Genomic DNA, 17708 nt, shown 5'->3' with positions numbered 1-17708 from the left:
GGTGTGGCCGGGTGCAGGCATCGTAGGTAGCGCGGGCGCGAGGCAGTATGTACGTGACGGGCCGCGCACTGTTGCCCGGCACGCACCAGTACGCTCAGGCCAAGGCAGGCTGTGCGCCTGGCTTTAGAGCGGCGCCCTGCTGGCGTGCTTCCCAGTGCGAGATCACATCCAGCTCGAGCGCGCGCACCCGCTGCGTGCTGAAGTCGATGAAGGCCCGCACGCGCTTGGGCAGCTGGCGGCGGCTGAGGTAGCACAGGTAGTGGCCGCGATCGAGCGGCGCATGCCGATCCAGGCAGGTCACCACCCTGCCCGCCCACAGCGCTTCACGCACCTGATAGCTGGGCAGCTGGGCGATTCCGAGCCCGTCGATGACGGCCTGCAGGACCAGGTCGGCATCATTGAACACCAGTGTGGCCGGCGGCTGCAGGTGCACTTCGGCACCGTCGACACGGAATTCCCAGGGCTGCATGCGTCCGCCCGGCAGGCGCCGCCCGATGCAGGCATGTGTGGACAGCGCATCCACCGACACCGGTAGACCGTACGCCTGCACGTACGCTGGTGAAACACATACGACCAGCTGCATCGGCACCAGCTGCTTGGCGATCACTTGGCTGTCTTCCAGCAGGCCGTCGCGAAACGCCACGTCGATGCGGTCACCGGCCAGGTCGGGGGCCTGCTCGTCCAGCAGCAGTTCTACAGAGACCTGCGGGTACTCGGCGCGGAATGCGGCCAGCAAGGGGGCGATCACCCGCCGGCCGAAGCCGTGGCTGGCACTGATGCGCAGGTGCCCGCGCGGCGGACCCTCGCGCAGGTCGCGCATTTCCTCCAGCGCCTGCAGGATGCAGGTCACGCCCGGGTTGCAGCCCTCCAGGAACAGCTCGCCTTCCCGGGTCAGCGTGGTCGAGCGCGTGGTGCGCAGGAACAACCGCACGCCCAGCTGGCTTTCCAGCTTCTGCACGCTGCGGCTGACGGCCGAGCGGCCGATGCCGAGGCGATCGGCCGCGCGCGCGAAACTGCCCTCGGAGGCCACTGCAATGAAGGCCAGCACGCCGGCGTAGCTGGTGGAGAAGGACGCATTGAGCGCATCGTGGCTGTCGCTGGCCGCGCGGGGCGTTGGGGCGTTCATGGGTGGCCTGGTTCCAGGCGGGCACGTTGTGCGTGCAGGTGGCTCCGCGCCAGCGCCAACCGTTGCCTGCACGCGGCAAGATCGAGCCCCAGCAGGGGCACGATGTCCTCGAATCCGGCACCCAGCACGTCGTGCAGCAACAGCACCGCACGTGCATCGGGCGGCAGTTCGCGCAATGCGGCGAGGAAGGCCTGCCAGACCTGTTCGCTTGCAGGGCGCGATGCGGTGCGCAGGTGCGATGAGGTGTCCATGCCCGGCAGACGGCCGAGCATCGGCCGCTGTGACAGGACATTGGTGTTTTTCATGCAACAGCGTGCGGCCCGGCCCCCGCCTACCGGCATTGCGAATGCAGGCCTAGCCTCGCTGTGCCCTTCACACGCTACAGGAACACACCATGACCGCACGCCTGGATTACGCCGCGCAATCCCCCGAACTGTTCAAGAAGCTCGGCCTGTACTCGCATGCCGCCCACACCGCCTCGATCGAAGGGGCCATCATCGATCTGGTCAACATCCGTGCGTCGCAGCTCAACGGCTGTGGCTTCTGCCTGGACATGCACGTGAAGGAGGCCACCGTGCGTGGTGAGCGCCCGCTGCGCCTGCATCACCTGGCGGCATGGCGTGAATCAACGCTGTTCAGCCCGCGCGAGCGCGCCTGCCTGGCCTGGACTGAAGTACTGACCCAGCTGCCGGCGCAGGGTGTGCCCGACGAGCTGTACGCGCGCGTGCGCGGCCAGCTGTCCGATCAGGAAATGGTCGACCTCACCCACGCGGTGATGGCGATCAACGCCTGGAACCGTGCCAATGTGGCCTTCCGTACCACGCCCGGCACCCTGGATACGGCCTTTGGCCTGGACAAGGCCGGCCTGGCCTGACCCTTCCGCCGCTGCCCCATGCAGCGGCCCTCCTCCACCGCTTTGGAGACCTGCCATGCGTCGTCCTGTTCTGGCCCTGTTTGCGCTGCTGCCACTGTGCGGCGCTGCCACCACCCCACCCTCTGCAGCGCCCGAGCCCCGGGTGCGCGAGGTGATGACCCGCGCCCTGCCGGAGCAGCCCGGCAAGGAAGCGCTGATCCTTACCGTGGAGTACCCGCCGGGTGGCGCCGATCCTGTCCACCGCCACGATGCCCATGGCTTCGTCTATGTCCTGGAAGGGCGGATCGTGATGGGTGTGGCCGGCGGCAAGGAAGTCACCCTTGGCCCGGGCGAAGCCTTCCATGAGGGCCCGGCCGATCTGCACACCGTAGGCCGCAACGCCAGCGCCACCGAGCCGGCGAAGTTCGTGGTGTTCCTGATCAAGGACATCGGCAAGCCGGCGGTGCTGCCGCCGCACTGATCGCACGTCCGGCGCTGGCACCAACGACAGGTTCCCGGGTGTCACAATCCGGGGACCTGTCCCGTCTACGCTGGCATGGACGAATCCACTGCGCTGTTCTCACGCCTCCGCCCACGCCTGTTCGGCGTGGCCTACCGCATGCTTGGGTCTTCGCACGAAGCCGAAGACGTGGTGCAGGATGTCTGGCTGCGCTGGCATGGCGCCGACCAGTCACAGATCGAGAATCCGGAAGCCTGGCTGGTGGCGGCCACCACCCGTCGCGCCATTGATGGCCTGCGCCTGGCCCGGCATGCGCGCGAACACTATGTGGGCATGTGGTTGCCCGAGCCGCTGCTGACCGATGACACCGCCACGCCCGAGTACGTGCTGGAAACCGCCAGCGATCTGTCGGTCGCTTTCCTCAGTGTGCTGGAACGGTTGGCCCCGGATGCGCGTGCGGCTTTCCTGCTGCACGATGTGTTCGATCAGGATTATGCGGTGGTCGCGCGCACACTGGACAAGACGGAAGCCGCCTGCCGGCAGATCGTGCATCGCGCACGCCAGCAGCTCAGGCAGGAGCGTCCGCGCTACAACGTCCCGCAGGACGTGCACCAGAAACTGCTGCGCCGCTTCGCCGAGGCTGCATCCAGTGGAGATTTCCGCACGATGAAGGCGTTGATGGCCGAATCGGCCGAGCTGGTGGGTGACGGCGGCGGTATCGTCACGAGCTTTCCCGGGCCGATGCTCGGCGGCGCACGCATTGCCCAGCTCCTGTATGCCCCGCACCTGCGGCGCAGCGCGCAATTGCGGATGGTGCCGGCCATGCTCAACGGACGGCTGGGACTGCTGCGCTATTTCGATGGCGTTCTGGAGGCGGCGATGGCCTTCGAGACCGATGGCGAGCGGATCACGCAGGTCCTGGTGCAGCGCAACCCGCACAAGCTGCAGCGGTTGGCTCGCCCTACCGCCATCCAATAGTTCCACGCCAGGTGTGGATGGCGTCCGTTGTCGGCCTCGCCCTTGCGGGATTCGAGCGGGGCGCCGATGCGCCCCGTCGAAAACCCCTGCTTGCGCTTTATCCGATCAGAAGTCCCAGAACACCGGCACCCAGCGGAACGTCTCGCCCTCCAGCGACACCCGGCCCACTGACGGGAACGGAAGATGCGTAGCCACCAGCATTTCGCCGGTGCCGGCCAGTTCCTTCAGCAGAGCGATGCGTACGCGTGCGGATTCCTCCGGGTCGTGCTCAAAACCGTTGTGCCAGTTCGGCTGGTCGAAGCCGACCGCGAATACCGCGTCACCGGCGAAGGTCAAGGCGTGCCCCGCAGACGCCACGCGCACCACGCAGTGGCCCGGGGTATGCCCACCGGTACGGCGGGCCGTCACGCCAGGGGCGATCTGCTGTTCGTCCTGGAAGGTGTGCACATAGCTGCTGTACTCGGCCCAGAAGTGCTTGGCCGTGGCGCGTAGCGCATCGGGGAAACCCTGCGGCATGTTGGTGCGGCTGAAGTCCGGCGACTTCCAGAACTCCACCTCCGCTGCGGCCACGTGGATCTTCAGGTCCGGGCGCAGCTGTTCCTTCACACCTTCAACCAGCAGCCCGCCGACGTGGTCCATGTGCATGTGGGTGATCACCACATCGGTGATTTCGCCCAGGTTGATACCGGCAGCACCAAGGCGACGGATCAGCTGGCCGGCGCGCGGCAGCTGCAGGTCCGGGTCCATGCCCAGGCCGGCATCGATGAGAATGGTGCGATCCCCGCTGTGCACCACCATCACGTTCAATGCCCAGTCGAAGGCATCCTGCGGCAGGTACATCTCTTCGAACCATTCGGCACGGTCGGCCGCCGGTACGTTGTGGCCGAGCATCTGGGTGGGCAACGGCAGGACGCCATCGCTGATCACCAGCACTTCGACGTCGCCCACTTTCAGGGCGTAGCGCGAGGGCACCAGTTCATCGAGGGCAGGGGCAATGGGCGCGGCGGTGTTTTCCATACTGAACATGAGGGATCTCCACGAAGAGCCATTTGGCAGGCAGCAATGCAAGGCTGGCGCGAACGAATCCGGGCGCTTGCCCATGGCGCAGGCAGTGACATCGCCAGGGCACGGTTGCTTGGCAGGCCAGCGCTGCGGAGTTCATGGGAAGACGGGCCACTGCGCGGGCAATGGGCCCGGAACACGGCAGGTGCCGTGTGGGATCAGCCTAGGCAGTACGCCGCAGGTGCGGTAGCGCCGTGAAGGGGTACGTCATGTTGCGTTCCGGGAAGCAATGCGGAACCGGCTGCAATGCCACCATTGCAAGCGCCTCTGGCTCGTTCGGTAGCGCGCAGGCCCAGGTCGGGCAGCTTCGGATGATCATCCAGTCGACCCCACTGTGGATCCGTGCACTCAGGACGATCTATCAAGAAATTCGGACTTGTCATATCCCTGGCTCCTGATTGCAGGCGCAAAGTACGTCTCACCACCCGCCCATGAGAGTTCCCGCATGAACACCTTCGCCCGTACGCTGGCGGTTGCCGCCCTCGCCCTCTCGGTCCAGGCCGGCCTGTCCGCGCAGGCCGCCGAACCGGCCAAGCCGGTTCCGGTCACCGCCATCGCGCGCACCGCCAGCTACATCACCACCGCCGACGGCGTGCAGCTGTACTACAAGGACTGGGGCCCGAAGGACGGCCCGGTCGTGACCTTCAGCCATGGCTGGCCGTTGAATTCGGACAGCTGGGAATCGCAGATGATCTTCCTGGCCGACCATGGCTACCGCGTGATCGCGCACGACCGTCGCGGCCACGGCCGTTCCAGCCAGCCGTGGGACGGCAACGACATGGATCACTACGCCGATGACCTGGCCGCGGTGATCAATACGCTGGACCTGCACGATGTGACCCTGGTGGGCTTCTCCACCGGTGGCGGCGAAGTGGCGCGCTACATCGGGCGGCATGGCACCGGGCGGGTGAAGAAGGCCGTGCTGATCAGCTCGGTACCGCCGTTCATGCTGAAGACCGCCGACAACCCCAACGGCCTGCCGATCGAAGTATTCGATGGCATCCGCAAGGCACAGATGGAGAACCGCGCGCAGCTGTACCGCGACATTCCGTCGGGCCCGTTCTATGGCTTCAACCGCCCCGGCGCGAAGGTGTCGCAGGGACTGATCGATGCGTGGTGGGCGCAGGGCATGCAGGGCGGCCACAAGAACACCTACGATTCGATCGCTGCGTTCTCGGCCACCGACTTCCGCGCGGACCTGAAGAAGTTCGATGTGCCAACGCTGGTGATCCACGGTGACGACGACCAGATCGTGCCGATCGATATCTCCGGCCGCCAATCGGCAAAGCTGATCAAGGGCGCCAGGCTGATTGTCTACCCGGGTGCGCCGCACGGCCTGACCGACACCCACAAGGACAAGGTCAACCAGGATCTGCTGGCGTTCCTGCAGGAAAAGTGAGTGGCAGGGGCTCCGGCACTGCGCCGGAGCCAATCCCATACCAGAGTGTCTGCCCTGGCGCGCGCCCGTTCCAGGCCAGACTCAGCCCTGCGCGGATTCGGAAGGTGCGGGATTCATCCAGGTCCGGCTGCAAGGGCTTGAAAATGGTAATGCCAGAACCTCGGTTTCTGCCGGCAATGCCCCACCCCTGCTTCGCATGAGAAATCCGCGCTACAGGGATGGAGAGGGCAGCCCGAAAATGCACGTTCGTGAAGGTGGTCACAGTTGATGACAGGGAAAGTCAATACCTTCAGATCCGCTGCAACTTAATTGGCGATACTGCGATTTGATTCCAGGCGGTGCAACTACCGGTTGTGACATGGAGGTGGGGGATGTGCATGGTCTCTGGCAGCTCTTCAGCAATGCTGTCGGCTCTACTTTTTCTGATGGCTACCTGCGGCGCATCCGCGGCCCCGTCGGCAAGCGCCAAGGATGCCCGAGCACTGGTACTTGTCACGCTCTCGCCTGCCCAAAGCAGGGTCCTTGCAACGGGACTGCTCAGGGGGGTGCTGAAACCAATCAATGGTTGTGTCTACTTCGTGGACCCAGGTGGCACGGCATATCTTGCAGCATGGCCACATGGCTACACGCTGGCCATGAAAGGAGGTGCTCCCATAGGGGTGCAGGACGTACGATCTGGCGGAATAATGGAATTCGGGCTCGTTGCACCATTCGGAGGGGGGCATGGCAGCGAACTGCTCCGTTCGAGTCTCGCTGCGAGCATCCCGGCCGGCTGCACGGGCCCACTCATGACGATTCACTTGATGCGTCAGGCAAAGGAGCAGCCATGATCCATCTGCGCACGAAATCCATTCGCGCCCTGGCATTGTCCGCCCTCGGTGCGTTCGCGTTCTCCCTGCATGGCCAGCCGATAACTGGCAACCCCACGGCACACACCTACTCGCGAACTTTCAATGTATCTGAGGCCGAAGCAAAATACAGATCGATGAAATCGATCTCTGCGGCAGCGCTGGAAGCCAGGATTCAGACGTCTGAGCCGGACACGTTTGGTGGCTTGTACGTTGAGCACAAGCCAGAATTCAAAATCGTAGTGCTGTTCACAAAGAAGCCGAGAGAGACCCTGGCAAAGTACACGCAGGATCCTGTTTTTACCGGCCGCACGTCCTCTCAATCGTTCGAGATGCTCTTGGCGACCCAGGCCGAGGCGGAGGCCCAGCTTCTCGCAAAGAAGGTTGGGTTCGAGTCGGGAGTCGATATCAAGCGGTCCATTGTGACCTTTTACGTGAAGGATGAGGCGGCCGCTAGGCGTGCACTCCGGCCGCTGCTGGGCGCTGTTGATTTCATATCGATCAAGCAAGTGAAAGGCTTTACGATCACTACCGCCATCTCCGGCGGCCATAAGCTGACCGGTACTGCTTTCAATTGCACCACGGGCTTCAACGTCTTCGACGCAGATCGCGAGCTCGGCGTCCTCACGGCCGGTCACTGTGACAATACGTTGACCTATCAGGGCATTACCGCGCCTCTCGTTTTCCAGAGCGAGCAGAACGTAGGCGACTACGATGTCCAGTGGCACAAGGAGCCGCCCAGAGGCCCACGCCACGCACAGAAAAATGAAATCACCCTGATCAATGGCCCGTCGCAGACGCTCGAAATAACCAGCACGCTCCCCTCCAGTTCGATGCATGTGGGGGATGTGATCTGCAAGAGTGGAATTCATGGCCACTACGCATGCGGGACCATTGAAGATATGAACTCAAGGTCCAATCATAATGGAGCCATTGGCAGGTACATCCGTGCGCGCAACCTTTCCCCAGGCCCTCTCAGCGTCGAAGGTGACAGCGGTGGGCCGGTCTTTTCGAACAATGCGGCGGTCGGCGTTATTCACGGCAGGGGCGGTGAAGACACGGGATTTGAGAATGACCTGTTCTACATGCCCATCGAGCGGGTTTCAGTGCTTGGCGTTTCCGTATTGACGGAGGCCTTCAAAATTACCGGCATCGCAGATCGTACAGAGAATTATTTCAGGCCATTTTCCGTTCCGGTTGCGTACAAGGGGGTTCCCAAGTTCCCAATAGAGTTGACACTGGAGCGCCCCGTGTGTCCGAGCGGGCCCTGCGAACCCGCGATGGAAACGTTGCCGGACAAGATGCCCTCCCCGCTCAGCTACACATGGACCTGCTTCTATCCCATCGTGCTCTACCCGCCTCCCGTCATCCCACCGCCGCCTCTCACCTGGAGGGAGCGGGTCACGCTGAAAGACGCATCAGGAATCACTGCCGATCCAGTTGAGTACAACCTGCACTGCAGTGGATGTCCTGATTGCCCATAGGCTCACAGGTGCTGGCTGATGTGCCGGATGGATCGGGTGCCGCAGATGCTCACTGACAAGGTGTCTGATTGTGGTGATGTGGCGCTGTGTATTGGAGAGCGCTAGCCGAGCATGGCTCGGCTCTACAGTGGAGCCAGCTCGCGCGCAAGGAACGGCGCGGTCCTGCTGCCCTTGGCGCGGGCCACCTGTAGCGGCGTGCCAGCCGCCACGATGGTGCCGCCCGCGCTGCCTGCGCCAGGCCCGACATCAATCACCCAGTCCGCCTGTGCGACAGAACGCATGTCGTGCTCGATCATCACTACCGTGTTGCCTGCGTCCACCAGCCGCTGAAGCTGCACCAGCAGCCTGTCAGCGTCTGATGCATGCAGGCCGGTGGTGGGCTCGTCCAGCACGTACAGCGTGCGCCCGCGCTGGCTGCGCTGCAGCTCTGTGGCCAGCTTGATGCGTTGCGCCTCACCCCCTGAAAGCTCCGTGGCCGGCTGGCCCAGCCGCAGGTAGCCCAGGCCGATCTCCTGCAGCAACTGCAGCGGGCGGGCGATGGCCTCTTCCTCGGCGAAGAAGCCATGGGCCTGGTCCACCGTCATCTGCAGCACCTCGGCGATGTTGCGGCCGTTCCACTGCACCTTCAGCGTGGCTTCGTTGTAGCGGGCGCCATGGCAGGTGGGGCACGGCGCATAGACGCTGGGCATGAACAGCAGTTCGACGCTGACGAAACCCTCGCCTTCGCAGGTCTCGCACCGGCCCTTGGCCACGTTGAACGAAAAGCGGCCCGCATCGAATCGGCGGCGGCGCGCGTCGGGTGTCGCGGCGAACAGCTTGCGCACGTGGTCGAACAGGCCCGTGTACGTAGCCAGGTTGGAGCGTGGCGTGCGGCCGATGGGCTTCTGGTCCACCTGCACCAAGCGCTGGATGGCGTCCACGTCGCCGGCCAGCTGGCCGCGCGTGGCTTCGATCACGGTGGGTCCATCCGTGGGCGCGCTGTCGGCGCTGTCATCTACCGTCTCGTGCCCCAGGTGCAGCAGTATCAGCTCTGGCAGCGCCTGCGCCATCAGGCTGGATTTGCCCGATCCGGAAATGCCGGTCACTGCAGTCAGCAATCCCAACGGCACCTGCGCATCCACACCGTGCAGGTTGTGGCGATGGATGCCTTTCAGCGCCAGCCAGCTGTTGGCATTGCGCTGCCGGCTGGCCGGCGCGGGCACCCGGTCGAACAGGTACTGCGCCGTGCGCGAATCCTGAACGTTGCGCAGGCCATCGGGCTCGCCACTGTAGAGAACGCGTCCGCCATGCTCTCCTGCCTGCGGGCCCACATCCACCAGCCACTGCGCGCGGCGCATCAGCTCCAGATCATGTTCAACGACAAACACCGAGTTACCGCCGTCGCGCAGCCGTTCCAGCGCGTCGTACAGCGCCTGGCTGTCGGCCGGATGCAGGCCGGCCGAGGGTTCGTCCAGCACGTACAGCACGCCGAACAGCAACGAGCTGAGCTGGGTGGCCAACCGCAGGCGCTGCAGCTCGCCGGCCGACAGCGTGGGCGTGGCGCGATCCAGCGAGAGATAGCCCAGGCCGAGCGCGCGCAGTTGCGCCACCCGCGCCATTACCCCACCCGCCAGGCGTTGTGCCGCCAGGCGCTTTTCCTCAGACAAGGCTGAGGTCAGGCGCACGTCGGGGGCGCCTTCGTGGGTCGCGCGGCCACTTGCTGCCCGCTTGGCGCGATCGCGGGGCGTTGCACGCCTGCTGGTACGCGCGCCGTGGCTGTGCGCACTGAAGTCGCCCTGCGCGATGGGCTCGAGCAACGCCGCCAGCTGGTCCAGCGGCAGCCGCAGGAACTCGCCGATGTCCACGCCGGCGAAGGTGACCGAGAGCGCTTCCGGTTTCAGGCGCTTTCCGTTGCAGGCGGGGCACAGCCTGCCTTCCATGTAGCGCGACACACGCTTGCGCATCAGCGCGCTCTGGGTGTTGGCAAAGGTGTGCAGCACGTAGCGGCGTGCGCCGGTGTACGTGCCCATGTAGCTGGGCTCCAGCTTGCGCTTGAGCGCGGCGCGGGTCTCGGCGGGCGTGAAGCCGGCATAGACCGGCACGGTCGGGGTTTCCTCAGTGAACAGGATCCAGTCGCGGTCCTTCTTCGGGAGCTTCTTCCACGGCACATCGATGTCGTAGCCCAGTGTGACCAGAATGTCGCGCAGGTTCTGGCCATGCCATGCCGGTGGCCAGGAGGCGATGGCGCGCTCGCGGATGCTCAGCGATGGGTCCGGCACCATCAGCGCTTCGGTCACCTCATAGACGTGCCCCAGGCCGTGGCAGGTGCTGCAGGCACCCTGTGGGGTGTTGGGCGAGAAGTCTTCGGCGTACAGCATGGGCTGGTGGGCCGGGTAGGCTCCCGCCCGCGAGTACATCATGCGCACCAGGCTGGACAGGGTGGTCACGCTGCCCACCGATGAGCGCGCATTGCTGGCACCGCGCTGCTGCTGCAGGGCGACCGCCGGTGGCAGCCCGTCGATGGCATCCACATCGGGCACGCCAGCCTGGTCGATCAGCCGGCGTGCGTAGGGCGCGACGGATTCGAAATAGCGACGCTGCGCCTCGGCGAAGACCGTGCCGAAGGCCAACGAGGACTTGCCGGACCCCGACACGCCGGAGAACACCACCAGCGCATTGCGTGGAATGGAGACATCGACATTGTTCAGGTTGTGCTCGCGCGCACCGCGGACCTCGATGCGGCCGCTTGCTGCGGCAGCACATGACGACTCGCCAAAGGGGGTGTTGGACATCTCAGCATTCCTGCAATCGGTGGGCGGATCGCGCATGGTGCGCCCGCGGGGCCATTGTCGCCGCTGCGGAGTGAATGGCGCGAGGGCGCCGGAGGCGGGATGTTGTCTTCACCTCCCCTTCGTACGGCGTTGCCCAGCCAGGGGCTAGCGTGGGGTGCCCACACATCGGAGGCCCTCATGCACCCCGACGTACTTGGCTGGGCCGCCACGGCGGTGCTGATGGCAACCCTGATCCGGCAGATGGTGAAGCAGTGGCGGTCGTCCCACCCGGAAGCCGTATCCAGGTGGTTGTTCGCGGGCCAGATGACCGCTTCTGCGCTGTTCACGGTGTACAGCGCGATGCTGGGGAGCGTGGTCTTCGTGGTGACCAATGCGATGCTGCTGTTGACGGCGGTGGTGGGCCAGGTGATGGCGTGGCGCCGCCGCGGCCGACGCCGGGCTCCTCCACCCTGCTGATTGTTAACGCGTGTTGCCTGAAGGTTTGACGCCACGTTGCCCCGCCCTTGATGGGGCCGCTCACAGCGCACTCCTATGCTGGGCCCGCCACCTGAGGGGTGGTGATCAACCTGGAGATTCACCATGCAACGCGATCAGAAAGACCTCCCCCACCCGGACGCGGAAGCGCAGCGCCCCGATCCTGTCAGCCCGCTGCAGGCAAAGCTGCACAACCACCGCAATCATGACGAAGCGCTGCAGGAAACCTTCCCTGCCAGTGATCCGATCTCCCCCTTCGTCGCCGCGCCAACGCCGGAAGAGCAGGCCAAGCGCCTGGGTGAGCGGGTCAGGCTGCCAGATCGTCGAACGGATGAGGAGGCCGCGGGAGGTGACGAGTGATCCGGCGCGGCTTCGCCCGGGTCGCGGCCGCGACGGCACGATTGTCCGGCAGCCTGGGCGCATTCGTCGCGGCGCTGGGGGTGATCATCACCTGGGCCGCCAGCGGGCCGGCCTTCCACTTCAATGATACGTGGCAGCTGGTGGTGAACACGGGAACGACCATCGTGACCTTCCTGATGGTGTTCCTGATCCAGCATACGCAGAATGCCGATACGGCCGCGCTGCACATCAAGCTGGATGAACTGATCCGGGTCAGCAAGGACGCCAACCAGGAGTTGTTGAACCTGGAGTCGATGGAGCCGGCGCACCTTGAAGAGATTCGCCAGCGTTACGAGGCACTGGCGAAGACCGCTGCAGACATCAAGTCCAAGAAGGAACGCTGCATGCCCTGCGAGGCGGATGCGGCCGCCGAAGCCTGAGGGTCACCGCTGCAGCGGCTGCTCCGCCTGCAGCGGTTCTGGCGTGAGGCCCTGCCGGGCGGGGCCTTCCAGCAGCGCCCCGGTGGCGGAAAAGCGGCTGCCGTGGCATGGGCAATCCCATGTGCGTTCATGGCCATTCCATTGGACAACGCACTTGAGGTGTGGGCACAGCGCCGACATCGCGTGCAGCTGGCCGTGCTCATCGCGGTAGACGGCGGTCCGCTTTCCATCCACGTCCAGCAGTGCGCCACAGCCACGGCTTAACTCGCTGGGTGAGTGCGACGGCGCAGCACCAAGGCGATCTCCCACCATGTGCCGTGCAACCGTGCCATTGGTACGGGCCCAGCCGGCCGCCGAGCGCACTGGCGTGAAACGCATGGGGCTTAGCAGCTTCTCGATCTCGCTGGTCGTGCCCATGATTCCCTCGGTGATCGCACGAGCGGCCACGCCCGCCCAGGTCAAGCCATCGGGACCATAGCCGGTGGCGACCCACACATTGTCGTGCGCGCTGCTGCCGATGTAGGGCAACTGGTCGGCTGCACGGAACTGCTGCGCCGACCAGCACAGCGGTTCGCCCTGCACGGTGAAGTTGCGACGCGCCTCGGCGACCAGATGCTGTGCCGGATCCATCACCGGGGTTTCGCCGGTGCGATGTGTCTCGCCGACCAGCACCAGCCAGTCGCGGCCATCAGCGCCGTGCGCCCCGCGCAGTGAGCGCTGCCGGTCGGCGATCCAGTGAATGCCTGCCGCAGGTGGGTTGGCAACCTGTACCGCCACCCCGTACTCGCGGTACACCTCCATCTCGGCCTGCACCAGGTTGAAGCCTGCGGGCGAATGCGTAGCCAGCACGAACTGCCTGGCCTGTATACGGGCGCCATCGGCTGTCGCAACCCCGGCGGATGCCTCGATGCTGCTGATCCGGGTCCAGTCGTGGATGCGCACGCGACCGGCCAGATGACCTGCCAGTTGCCTGCAGAACGCCGCCGGATCCAACTGCGCCTGGTCGGGAACACGGAAAGCGTGGCCCAATGCAAACGGCAGCCCGGACTGCCGGTGTTCGCACTGCAGGCCGACGCGCTGATAGGCCTGCAGCTCACGCTCGAACTGCGCGGTGACCTCGCGGGTGCGCTCCTGCACGCCGTACTGCATGGCCACGCGTTCGAAGCCACAGCGCAGATCATAGCGATGCACCAGGGTTTCGATGGACCGCAGCGCCTGCTGCCGCCACTGTACGACACGGCTGGCCGTGTCACCGCCCCAACGGGAGACCAGATCGGCCAGCCGGGAGACGGGCGCATAAAGATTGCCGGTGGACATCACCGTGTTGCGCCCACCGATGGGCCCCGCATCGACCACCAGCACATCCAGCCCGGCATCGGCCAGGCGGGCCGCTGTCAACAGGCCGGTCATGCCGGCGCCAACCACCAGCACGTCCGCCCGCGTGGTTCCGGCAAGTGGGCGAAAGCTGTTCGAATCGCTGTCACGGGACCATAGGCTGGCGCGCGGTAACGGGTCGGTCATGAAATGCACCCTTGCAGAGTCAGCTGGAAGCCTTCCCTGATACGCCGCCGGGGGTGAAACAGCCGTGGTGCGTCCGTGCAGAAAATCCTCACACGCGTAGCCGTAGCGATGCCGAACAGGGGGTGGTGAACGTCGCGTAGACGGCACGCCTGCGTCCGCTGTGCGGCCCACAACACCGTCCTTGCGGTGTGGTTGCCAGCTTGCCCGGAAGGCGGAACCCGCAGTGAGCACGCACCTGGAGATTGACCTGATGATCGCGCAACTGGAGGAAATGCTGCCGGAATGGGCGGCGTTCTACCCCGAGCAGGAGTTCATGTGCATGCTCGCCGAAGCGCTGGACTACATTGCTGCCAGTGCGGACCCGGAGGCCCGGCTGCAACTGCATGATGCGCACCGGGCACCTCCATCTGTGCAGCGGAGAGATTCCGTGGCAGGCCGGCTATGGAGGCCCCTCGCCGTTTGCTACGGGTCTGACTGCGCCCATCGCGCGAGATTCTGTTTCACTTGCCCGATGCCGGCCCACGGGTCCTTGCGGCGTCGTTTGAGCTTTGCCGGCACATCCTTGATCGTGAACCCGTCGGCGCGCTTGAGTTTTGACAGATCACTCCATGCAATCGGCAGCGCCACCGGTGCCCCCGGCCTGGCCCGCAGCGAGTAGGACGCGACCGCCGTTGCACCGCGCCCATTGCGCAGGTAGTCGACGAAGATCCGCTTGTTGCGCAGGCTTTTGGTGGCCGTTGCCACGAACCGCTGGGGCTCGGATTGCGCCAGCGCTTCGGCGAAGCCTCTGGCGAAGCGCTTGGTCAGGTCCCAATCACATCCCGGATCGAGCGGCACAACCACGTGCAGGCCCTTGCCGCCGGATACCCGCAGGAACGACTCCAGTTCCAGCTGCGCCAGCAGTTTGCGGATGTCGGTGGCCGCTTTCCTGACCTCGGCAAAGGGAACGCCGGGTCCTGGATCCAGATCGAACACCACCCGGTTGGCCTTGTCGGGCGTTTCGGCGTGGCTGCCCCACGGGTGGAATTCCAATGCGTTGAACTGCACCAGTTCCAGCAGGCTGGCCGGGTCACGCACCACCAGGTAATGCGCGTTTACCCCGCTTTCTTCCTTGAGCTTTACTGCGTCGACCAGCTCCAGCCCGGCCGTATGGTGTTTCTGGAAGAAGCAGGGCTTTGTGGCGCCACTGGGGCATCGGATGATCGAGAGCGGGCGGTCAATCACCTCGGGAAGCAGGTGCTCCATCACTGCCGTGTAGTAATCCCACACGTCCTGCTTGGTGTAACCGTCGCCGGGGAACAGGATCTTGCCCGGCGAGGACAGCGATGGCGGCGCGCGATCCGCCACCGGTGCCAGCCTGGTCTTGCGCGCAGGTCGCGGGGGTGCCGGTGTGCGCGCCGCCGCCAGGGCCGTTCCAGCGCGATCGGAATCGGCGAGGTCGGCGATATCCTTGTCCGCGCGCACCGCCTTCAGCGACGCCTGGCGCAACAGCTTCTGCCCGCCGATCCCGCGGTAGAAGACCTCCACCACGAATCGCGGCTCGAACCAGGTCGCAGCGCGCAGGTCGGTGTCCTGGGTGGGCACGTACGCGGTTGGCTTGCGGCCGCCACCGCCCTTGATGCGCTTGCTGATGTCGCCGATCAGCTCGTCCGAGAACCCGGACCCCACCCGGCCGGCGTAAAGCCAGCCGTGCTCCGCATCTGGACGGGCCAGCAGCAGCGCGCCGAAGCCGGCACGGCTGCCTTTGGGTGCGGTGTAGCCCACCACCGCAAACTCGTCGCTGGCCAGCTGTTTGGTCTTGCGCCAGTCATCACTGCGGCCGCTGTGATAGCTGCCGTCGGCGCGCTTGGAAATGATGCCTTCGAAATGCTGCTCACCGGCCAGGCGATAGGCCTCGTCGCCATCGCCCTGCACATGGGAACTGAACGCCAACGGGCTGCCCTGCCCTTCCAGCATGGACTGCAGCAAGGCCTTGCGCTCCAGGAGCGGCGCATCGGCGACGTCCACGCCATCAAGATGCAGCAGATCAAACAGGGCATACGTCAGCACGCCCTGGCGCTCGCCGGAGAGCGTGGCCTGCAGCAGGTTGAAGTCCTCCTTGGTGCCGGCGCCGGCGATGAGCTCACCGTCCAGTGCGGCTGAAGTCAGGCCCAGCGCCGCCACCGCGTCACGTATCTCGGGGATCTTGCCGGTCCATTCCAGTGCATTGCGGGACCACAGCTGCACCTTGCCCTTGGCGACCGTGGCAAGGATGCGGTACCCGTCCCACTTGATCTCGTGGACCCACTGCTCGCCCTGGGGCGGCGCGTCTCCCAGCTTGGCCAACTGCGGTTCGAATGGACCGGACGGCGCTGCGGCCTTTCTTGCCTTGCTGAGCACCAGCGCCTTCTTCGCCCAGTTCGTTCGTCGGGTGCGCTTGACGGGTACCGCGGTGAGCCGCTTCTTCGCGCTCTTGCCGGCCCCGGCCCGCTTCAGATCCTCCGCGGGCGCTTCAGCGACATCCGCCAGCAGATCGTCTGCCTCGATGTCGCTGGCGAATTCGTCGTCATCCTTGAACAGCAGCCACTGCGGTTGGCGCGCCGGCTTCCCGGAGCGGACCAGATGCCATCCGCCCTTCAGTTTGGCGCCGAACAGTTCGAATCGCAGATGGCCCTTGGCGAGCTGGGCTTCCGGGTCGCCCTGCGTCGCCCACACGCCATGGTCGAACTGGGCCACATGGCCACCGCCGTACTGGCCTTTGGGGATTTCGCCTTCGAAAGTCGCATAGTCGACAGGATGATCTTCCACCTCCACCGCCATGCGCTTGACCTTCGGGTCGTAACTGGGCCCCTTGGGCACAGCCCAACTCTTCAGCGCGTCCCCTACCTGAAGGCGGAAGTCATAGTGCCGCCGGCTGGCATGGTGCAGCTGCACCACGAAAATGGCGCGTTGCCCTTTCGGCAGCGCCTTGCCCGGCTCGGGCTCCTTGGTCTTGTCAAAACTGCGCTTGCGGCGGTACTCGACCAGGGACATGGGCAACTCCGCGCTATTTTCCCAGATGCTTGCGGACAGCAACGGCGGTGGGTCCGACCGCCGCCACGGCAGCACGAAGTTCCTCGGCGGACACGCCCAGCGTGGTGGTCCAGTACTGCAGCTCGTAATCTTCGTTGACGTTGATGCGATCCCGGTCCGGGCGGCCGGTTTTCTGCTTGTCATCGCTCATGGGAGTCTCCGCGCGTGGTCGGGCGTGAAGTGACCGTACCGGCCGGTGCATGGGCACGAGGCGATGCCATTGTGAAGCCATGGCGAAGGCTTGGCGGCACCGGCGCCAACCCGCAGTGGCGGATCCCGCATCGTGAAGGGCACGCGCACGGTTCGCGTGGACCTTCACATGCCGCCTTCACCTGGCACCTGCCTGATCGCAACCGGGAAGACCCTACGCTGATCGCTCCACTCACTGCGGAGCCCAGTATGGCTATCAAGACGGCGGAAGACCTGTTCATCCACGAACTCTCGGATATCTACAGCGCCGAGAAGCAGCTGACCAAGGCCCTCCCACGCCTGGCCCGTGCGGCCGAGAATCCGGACTTGGCCACGGCGTTTGAGACGCACCTGGAAGAGACCCAGGGCCAGATCGAACGCATCGACCAGGTTGTCGAGATCCTGGGCATTCGCCTGAAGCGCATCAAGTGCGCGGCGATGGAGGGCCTGGTGGAGGAAGGCAAGGAAGTGATCGACAGCATCGACAAGGGCCCGGTGCGGGATGCTGCGCTGATCGGCGGCGCGCAGAAGGTCGAGCATTACGAGATTGCGTCCTACGGGACCATTGCCGCGCTGGCCAAGCAGCTGGGCTACAAGGACGCCCTGCCGCTGCTGCTGGAGACGCTTGAGGAAGAGAAGGCCACCGACGAAAAGCTGACCCTGCTGGCCAAGGGCGGCGGCAACGCCAAGGCCGCGCAGGCCGCCTGATCGGC

Annotated in this window: 16 protein-coding genes; 9 read left to right on the top strand and 7 right to left on the bottom strand. The window is 65.2% G+C overall.

All coding sequences use genetic code 11. The features are described 5' to 3' along the window. Nucleotides 1-94: 94 nt before the first annotated feature. Nucleotides 95-1126 (bottom strand): LysR family transcriptional regulator, encoded by a 1032-nt coding sequence (locus BN1263_RS17665; protein WP_058983010.1) that lies wholly within the window; start codon nucleotides 1124-1126, stop codon nucleotides 95-97. After that, complete coding sequence (locus BN1263_RS17660; RefSeq protein WP_058983009.1) at nucleotides 1123-1431, bottom strand: sigma factor-like helix-turn-helix DNA-binding protein; 309 nt, start codon at nucleotides 1429-1431, stop codon at nucleotides 1123-1125. The genes BN1263_RS17665 and BN1263_RS17660 overlap by 4 nt, the downstream gene beginning before the upstream one ends. A gap of 89 nt (nucleotides 1432-1520) precedes the next feature. On the opposite strand from BN1263_RS17660, the gene BN1263_RS17655 reads away from it, so the two are divergent. The 3 genes from BN1263_RS17655 (at nucleotide 1521) to BN1263_RS17645 (ending at nucleotide 3417) form a co-directional block, all read left to right on the top strand. Next, nucleotides 1521-2000, top strand: a complete 480-nt coding sequence (locus BN1263_RS17655; RefSeq protein ID WP_058983006.1) for a carboxymuconolactone decarboxylase family protein — start codon at nucleotides 1521-1523, stop codon at nucleotides 1998-2000. Between the two features lie 55 nt (nucleotides 2001-2055). Beyond that, nucleotides 2056-2460 (top strand): cupin domain-containing protein, encoded by a 405-nt coding sequence (locus BN1263_RS17650; protein ID WP_058983004.1) that lies wholly within the window; start codon nucleotides 2056-2058, stop codon nucleotides 2458-2460. A 75-nt stretch (nucleotides 2461-2535) separates the two neighbouring features. Then, nucleotides 2536-3417, top strand: coding sequence for an RNA polymerase sigma-70 factor (locus tag BN1263_RS17645; RefSeq protein ID WP_058983002.1), 882 nt, complete (start codon nucleotides 2536-2538; stop codon nucleotides 3415-3417). A gap of 105 nt (nucleotides 3418-3522) precedes the next feature. On the opposite strand, the gene BN1263_RS17640 is transcribed toward BN1263_RS17645, so the two are convergent. Further along, nucleotides 3523-4443, bottom strand: a complete 921-nt coding sequence (locus tag BN1263_RS17640; RefSeq protein WP_058982997.1) for an MBL fold metallo-hydrolase — start codon at nucleotides 4441-4443, stop codon at nucleotides 3523-3525. 481 nt (nucleotides 4444-4924) lie between these two features. Between BN1263_RS17640 and BN1263_RS17635 the strand changes: the two genes are divergently transcribed. Further along, complete coding sequence (locus BN1263_RS17635; RefSeq protein WP_058982996.1) at nucleotides 4925-5878, top strand: alpha/beta fold hydrolase; 954 nt, start codon at nucleotides 4925-4927, stop codon at nucleotides 5876-5878. Between the two features lie 826 nt (nucleotides 5879-6704). Beyond that, complete coding sequence (locus BN1263_RS17630; RefSeq protein WP_058982994.1) at nucleotides 6705-8210, top strand: S1 family peptidase; 1506 nt, start codon at nucleotides 6705-6707, stop codon at nucleotides 8208-8210. Nucleotides 8211-8332: 122 nt separating this feature from the next. Here BN1263_RS17630 and BN1263_RS17625 read toward each other — a convergent pair whose 3' ends face one another. Beyond that, complete coding sequence (locus BN1263_RS17625; protein WP_058982992.1) at nucleotides 8333-10981, bottom strand: excinuclease ABC subunit UvrA; 2649 nt, start codon at nucleotides 10979-10981, stop codon at nucleotides 8333-8335. 177 nt (nucleotides 10982-11158) lie between these two features. On the opposite strand from BN1263_RS17625, the gene BN1263_RS17620 reads away from it, so the two are divergent. From BN1263_RS17620 to BN1263_RS17610, 3 genes are all read left to right on the top strand, one after another. After that, the gene (locus tag BN1263_RS17620) at nucleotides 11159-11437 is read left to right on the top strand and encodes a hypothetical protein (RefSeq protein WP_058982990.1); all 279 of its coding nucleotides are present in this window, start codon (nucleotides 11159-11161) and stop codon (nucleotides 11435-11437) included. A gap of 123 nt (nucleotides 11438-11560) precedes the next feature. Next, nucleotides 11561-11815, top strand: coding sequence for a hypothetical protein (locus tag BN1263_RS17615; protein WP_005409683.1), 255 nt, complete (start codon nucleotides 11561-11563; stop codon nucleotides 11813-11815). After that, nucleotides 11812-12234 (top strand): low affinity iron permease family protein, encoded by a 423-nt coding sequence (locus BN1263_RS17610; RefSeq protein ID WP_005409684.1) that lies wholly within the window; start codon nucleotides 11812-11814, stop codon nucleotides 12232-12234. The genes BN1263_RS17615 and BN1263_RS17610 overlap by 4 nt, the downstream gene beginning before the upstream one ends. Before the next feature lie 3 nt (nucleotides 12235-12237). On the opposite strand, the gene BN1263_RS17605 is transcribed toward BN1263_RS17610, so the two are convergent. The 3 genes from BN1263_RS17605 to BN1263_RS20280 all read right to left on the bottom strand — a co-directional run bounded on the left by BN1263_RS17605 (nucleotide 12238) and on the right by BN1263_RS20280 (nucleotide 16957). Continuing rightward, entirely contained in the window at nucleotides 12238-13755 is a 1518-nt protein-coding gene (locus tag BN1263_RS17605; RefSeq protein ID WP_058982988.1) for an FAD-dependent oxidoreductase, read from the bottom strand. A 462-nt stretch (nucleotides 13756-14217) separates the two neighbouring features. After that, nucleotides 14218-16767, bottom strand: a complete 2550-nt coding sequence (gene ligD / locus BN1263_RS17600) for a DNA ligase D (protein WP_058982986.1) — start codon at nucleotides 16765-16767, stop codon at nucleotides 14218-14220. Between the two features lie 13 nt (nucleotides 16768-16780). Then, entirely contained in the window at nucleotides 16781-16957 is a 177-nt protein-coding gene (locus BN1263_RS20280) for a DUF3606 domain-containing protein (RefSeq protein ID WP_080398873.1), read from the bottom strand. Nucleotides 16958-17205: 248 nt separating this feature from the next. On the opposite strand from BN1263_RS20280, the gene BN1263_RS17595 reads away from it, so the two are divergent. Further along, nucleotides 17206-17703, top strand: coding sequence for a YciE/YciF ferroxidase family protein (locus tag BN1263_RS17595; RefSeq protein ID WP_019659711.1), 498 nt, complete (start codon nucleotides 17206-17208; stop codon nucleotides 17701-17703). The last annotated feature ends 5 nt before the right edge of the window (nucleotides 17704-17708 follow it).

This window comes from Stenotrophomonas thermophila, assembly GCF_001499715.1.
GTDB lineage: Bacteria > Pseudomonadota > Gammaproteobacteria > Xanthomonadales > Xanthomonadaceae > Stenotrophomonas > Stenotrophomonas hibiscicola.
This window is presented reverse-complemented; position numbering and strand designations above follow the sequence as displayed.

Bases quoted from the DNA above. Each gene is read 5' to 3' on its own strand.
- BN1263_RS17635 (WP_058982996.1), top strand. From the start codon at position 4,925: ATGAACACCTTCGCCCGTACGCTGGCGGTTGCCGCCCTCGCCCTCTCG.
- BN1263_RS17615 (WP_005409683.1), top strand. From the start codon at position 11,561: ATGCAACGCGATCAGAAAGACCTCCCCCACCCGGACGCGGAAGCGCAG.
- BN1263_RS17630 (WP_058982994.1), top strand. From the start codon at position 6,705: ATGATCCATCTGCGCACGAAATCCATTCGCGCCCTGGCATTGTCCGCC.
- BN1263_RS17640 (WP_058982997.1), bottom strand. From the start codon at position 4,443: ATGTTCAGTATGGAAAACACCGCCGCGCCCATTGCCCCTGCCCTCGAT.
- BN1263_RS17595 (WP_019659711.1), top strand. From the start codon at position 17,206: ATGGCTATCAAGACGGCGGAAGACCTGTTCATCCACGAACTCTCGGAT.
- BN1263_RS17605 (WP_058982988.1), bottom strand. From the start codon at position 13,755: ATGACCGACCCGTTACCGCGCGCCAGCCTATGGTCCCGTGACAGCGAT.
- BN1263_RS20280 (WP_080398873.1), bottom strand. From the start codon at position 16,957: ATGAGCGATGACAAGCAGAAAACCGGCCGCCCGGACCGGGATCGCATC.
- BN1263_RS17645 (WP_058983002.1), top strand. From the start codon at position 2,536: ATGGACGAATCCACTGCGCTGTTCTCACGCCTCCGCCCACGCCTGTTC.
- ligD (WP_058982986.1), bottom strand. From the start codon at position 16,767: ATGTCCCTGGTCGAGTACCGCCGCAAGCGCAGTTTTGACAAGACCAAG.
- BN1263_RS17625 (WP_058982992.1), bottom strand. From the start codon at position 10,981: ATGTCCAACACCCCCTTTGGCGAGTCGTCATGTGCTGCCGCAGCAAGC.
- BN1263_RS17650 (WP_058983004.1), top strand. From the start codon at position 2,056: ATGCGTCGTCCTGTTCTGGCCCTGTTTGCGCTGCTGCCACTGTGCGGC.
- BN1263_RS17620 (WP_058982990.1), top strand. From the start codon at position 11,159: ATGCACCCCGACGTACTTGGCTGGGCCGCCACGGCGGTGCTGATGGCA.
- BN1263_RS17655 (WP_058983006.1), top strand. From the start codon at position 1,521: ATGACCGCACGCCTGGATTACGCCGCGCAATCCCCCGAACTGTTCAAG.
- BN1263_RS17660 (WP_058983009.1), bottom strand. From the start codon at position 1,431: ATGAAAAACACCAATGTCCTGTCACAGCGGCCGATGCTCGGCCGTCTG.
- BN1263_RS17665 (WP_058983010.1), bottom strand. From the start codon at position 1,126: ATGAACGCCCCAACGCCCCGCGCGGCCAGCGACAGCCACGATGCGCTC.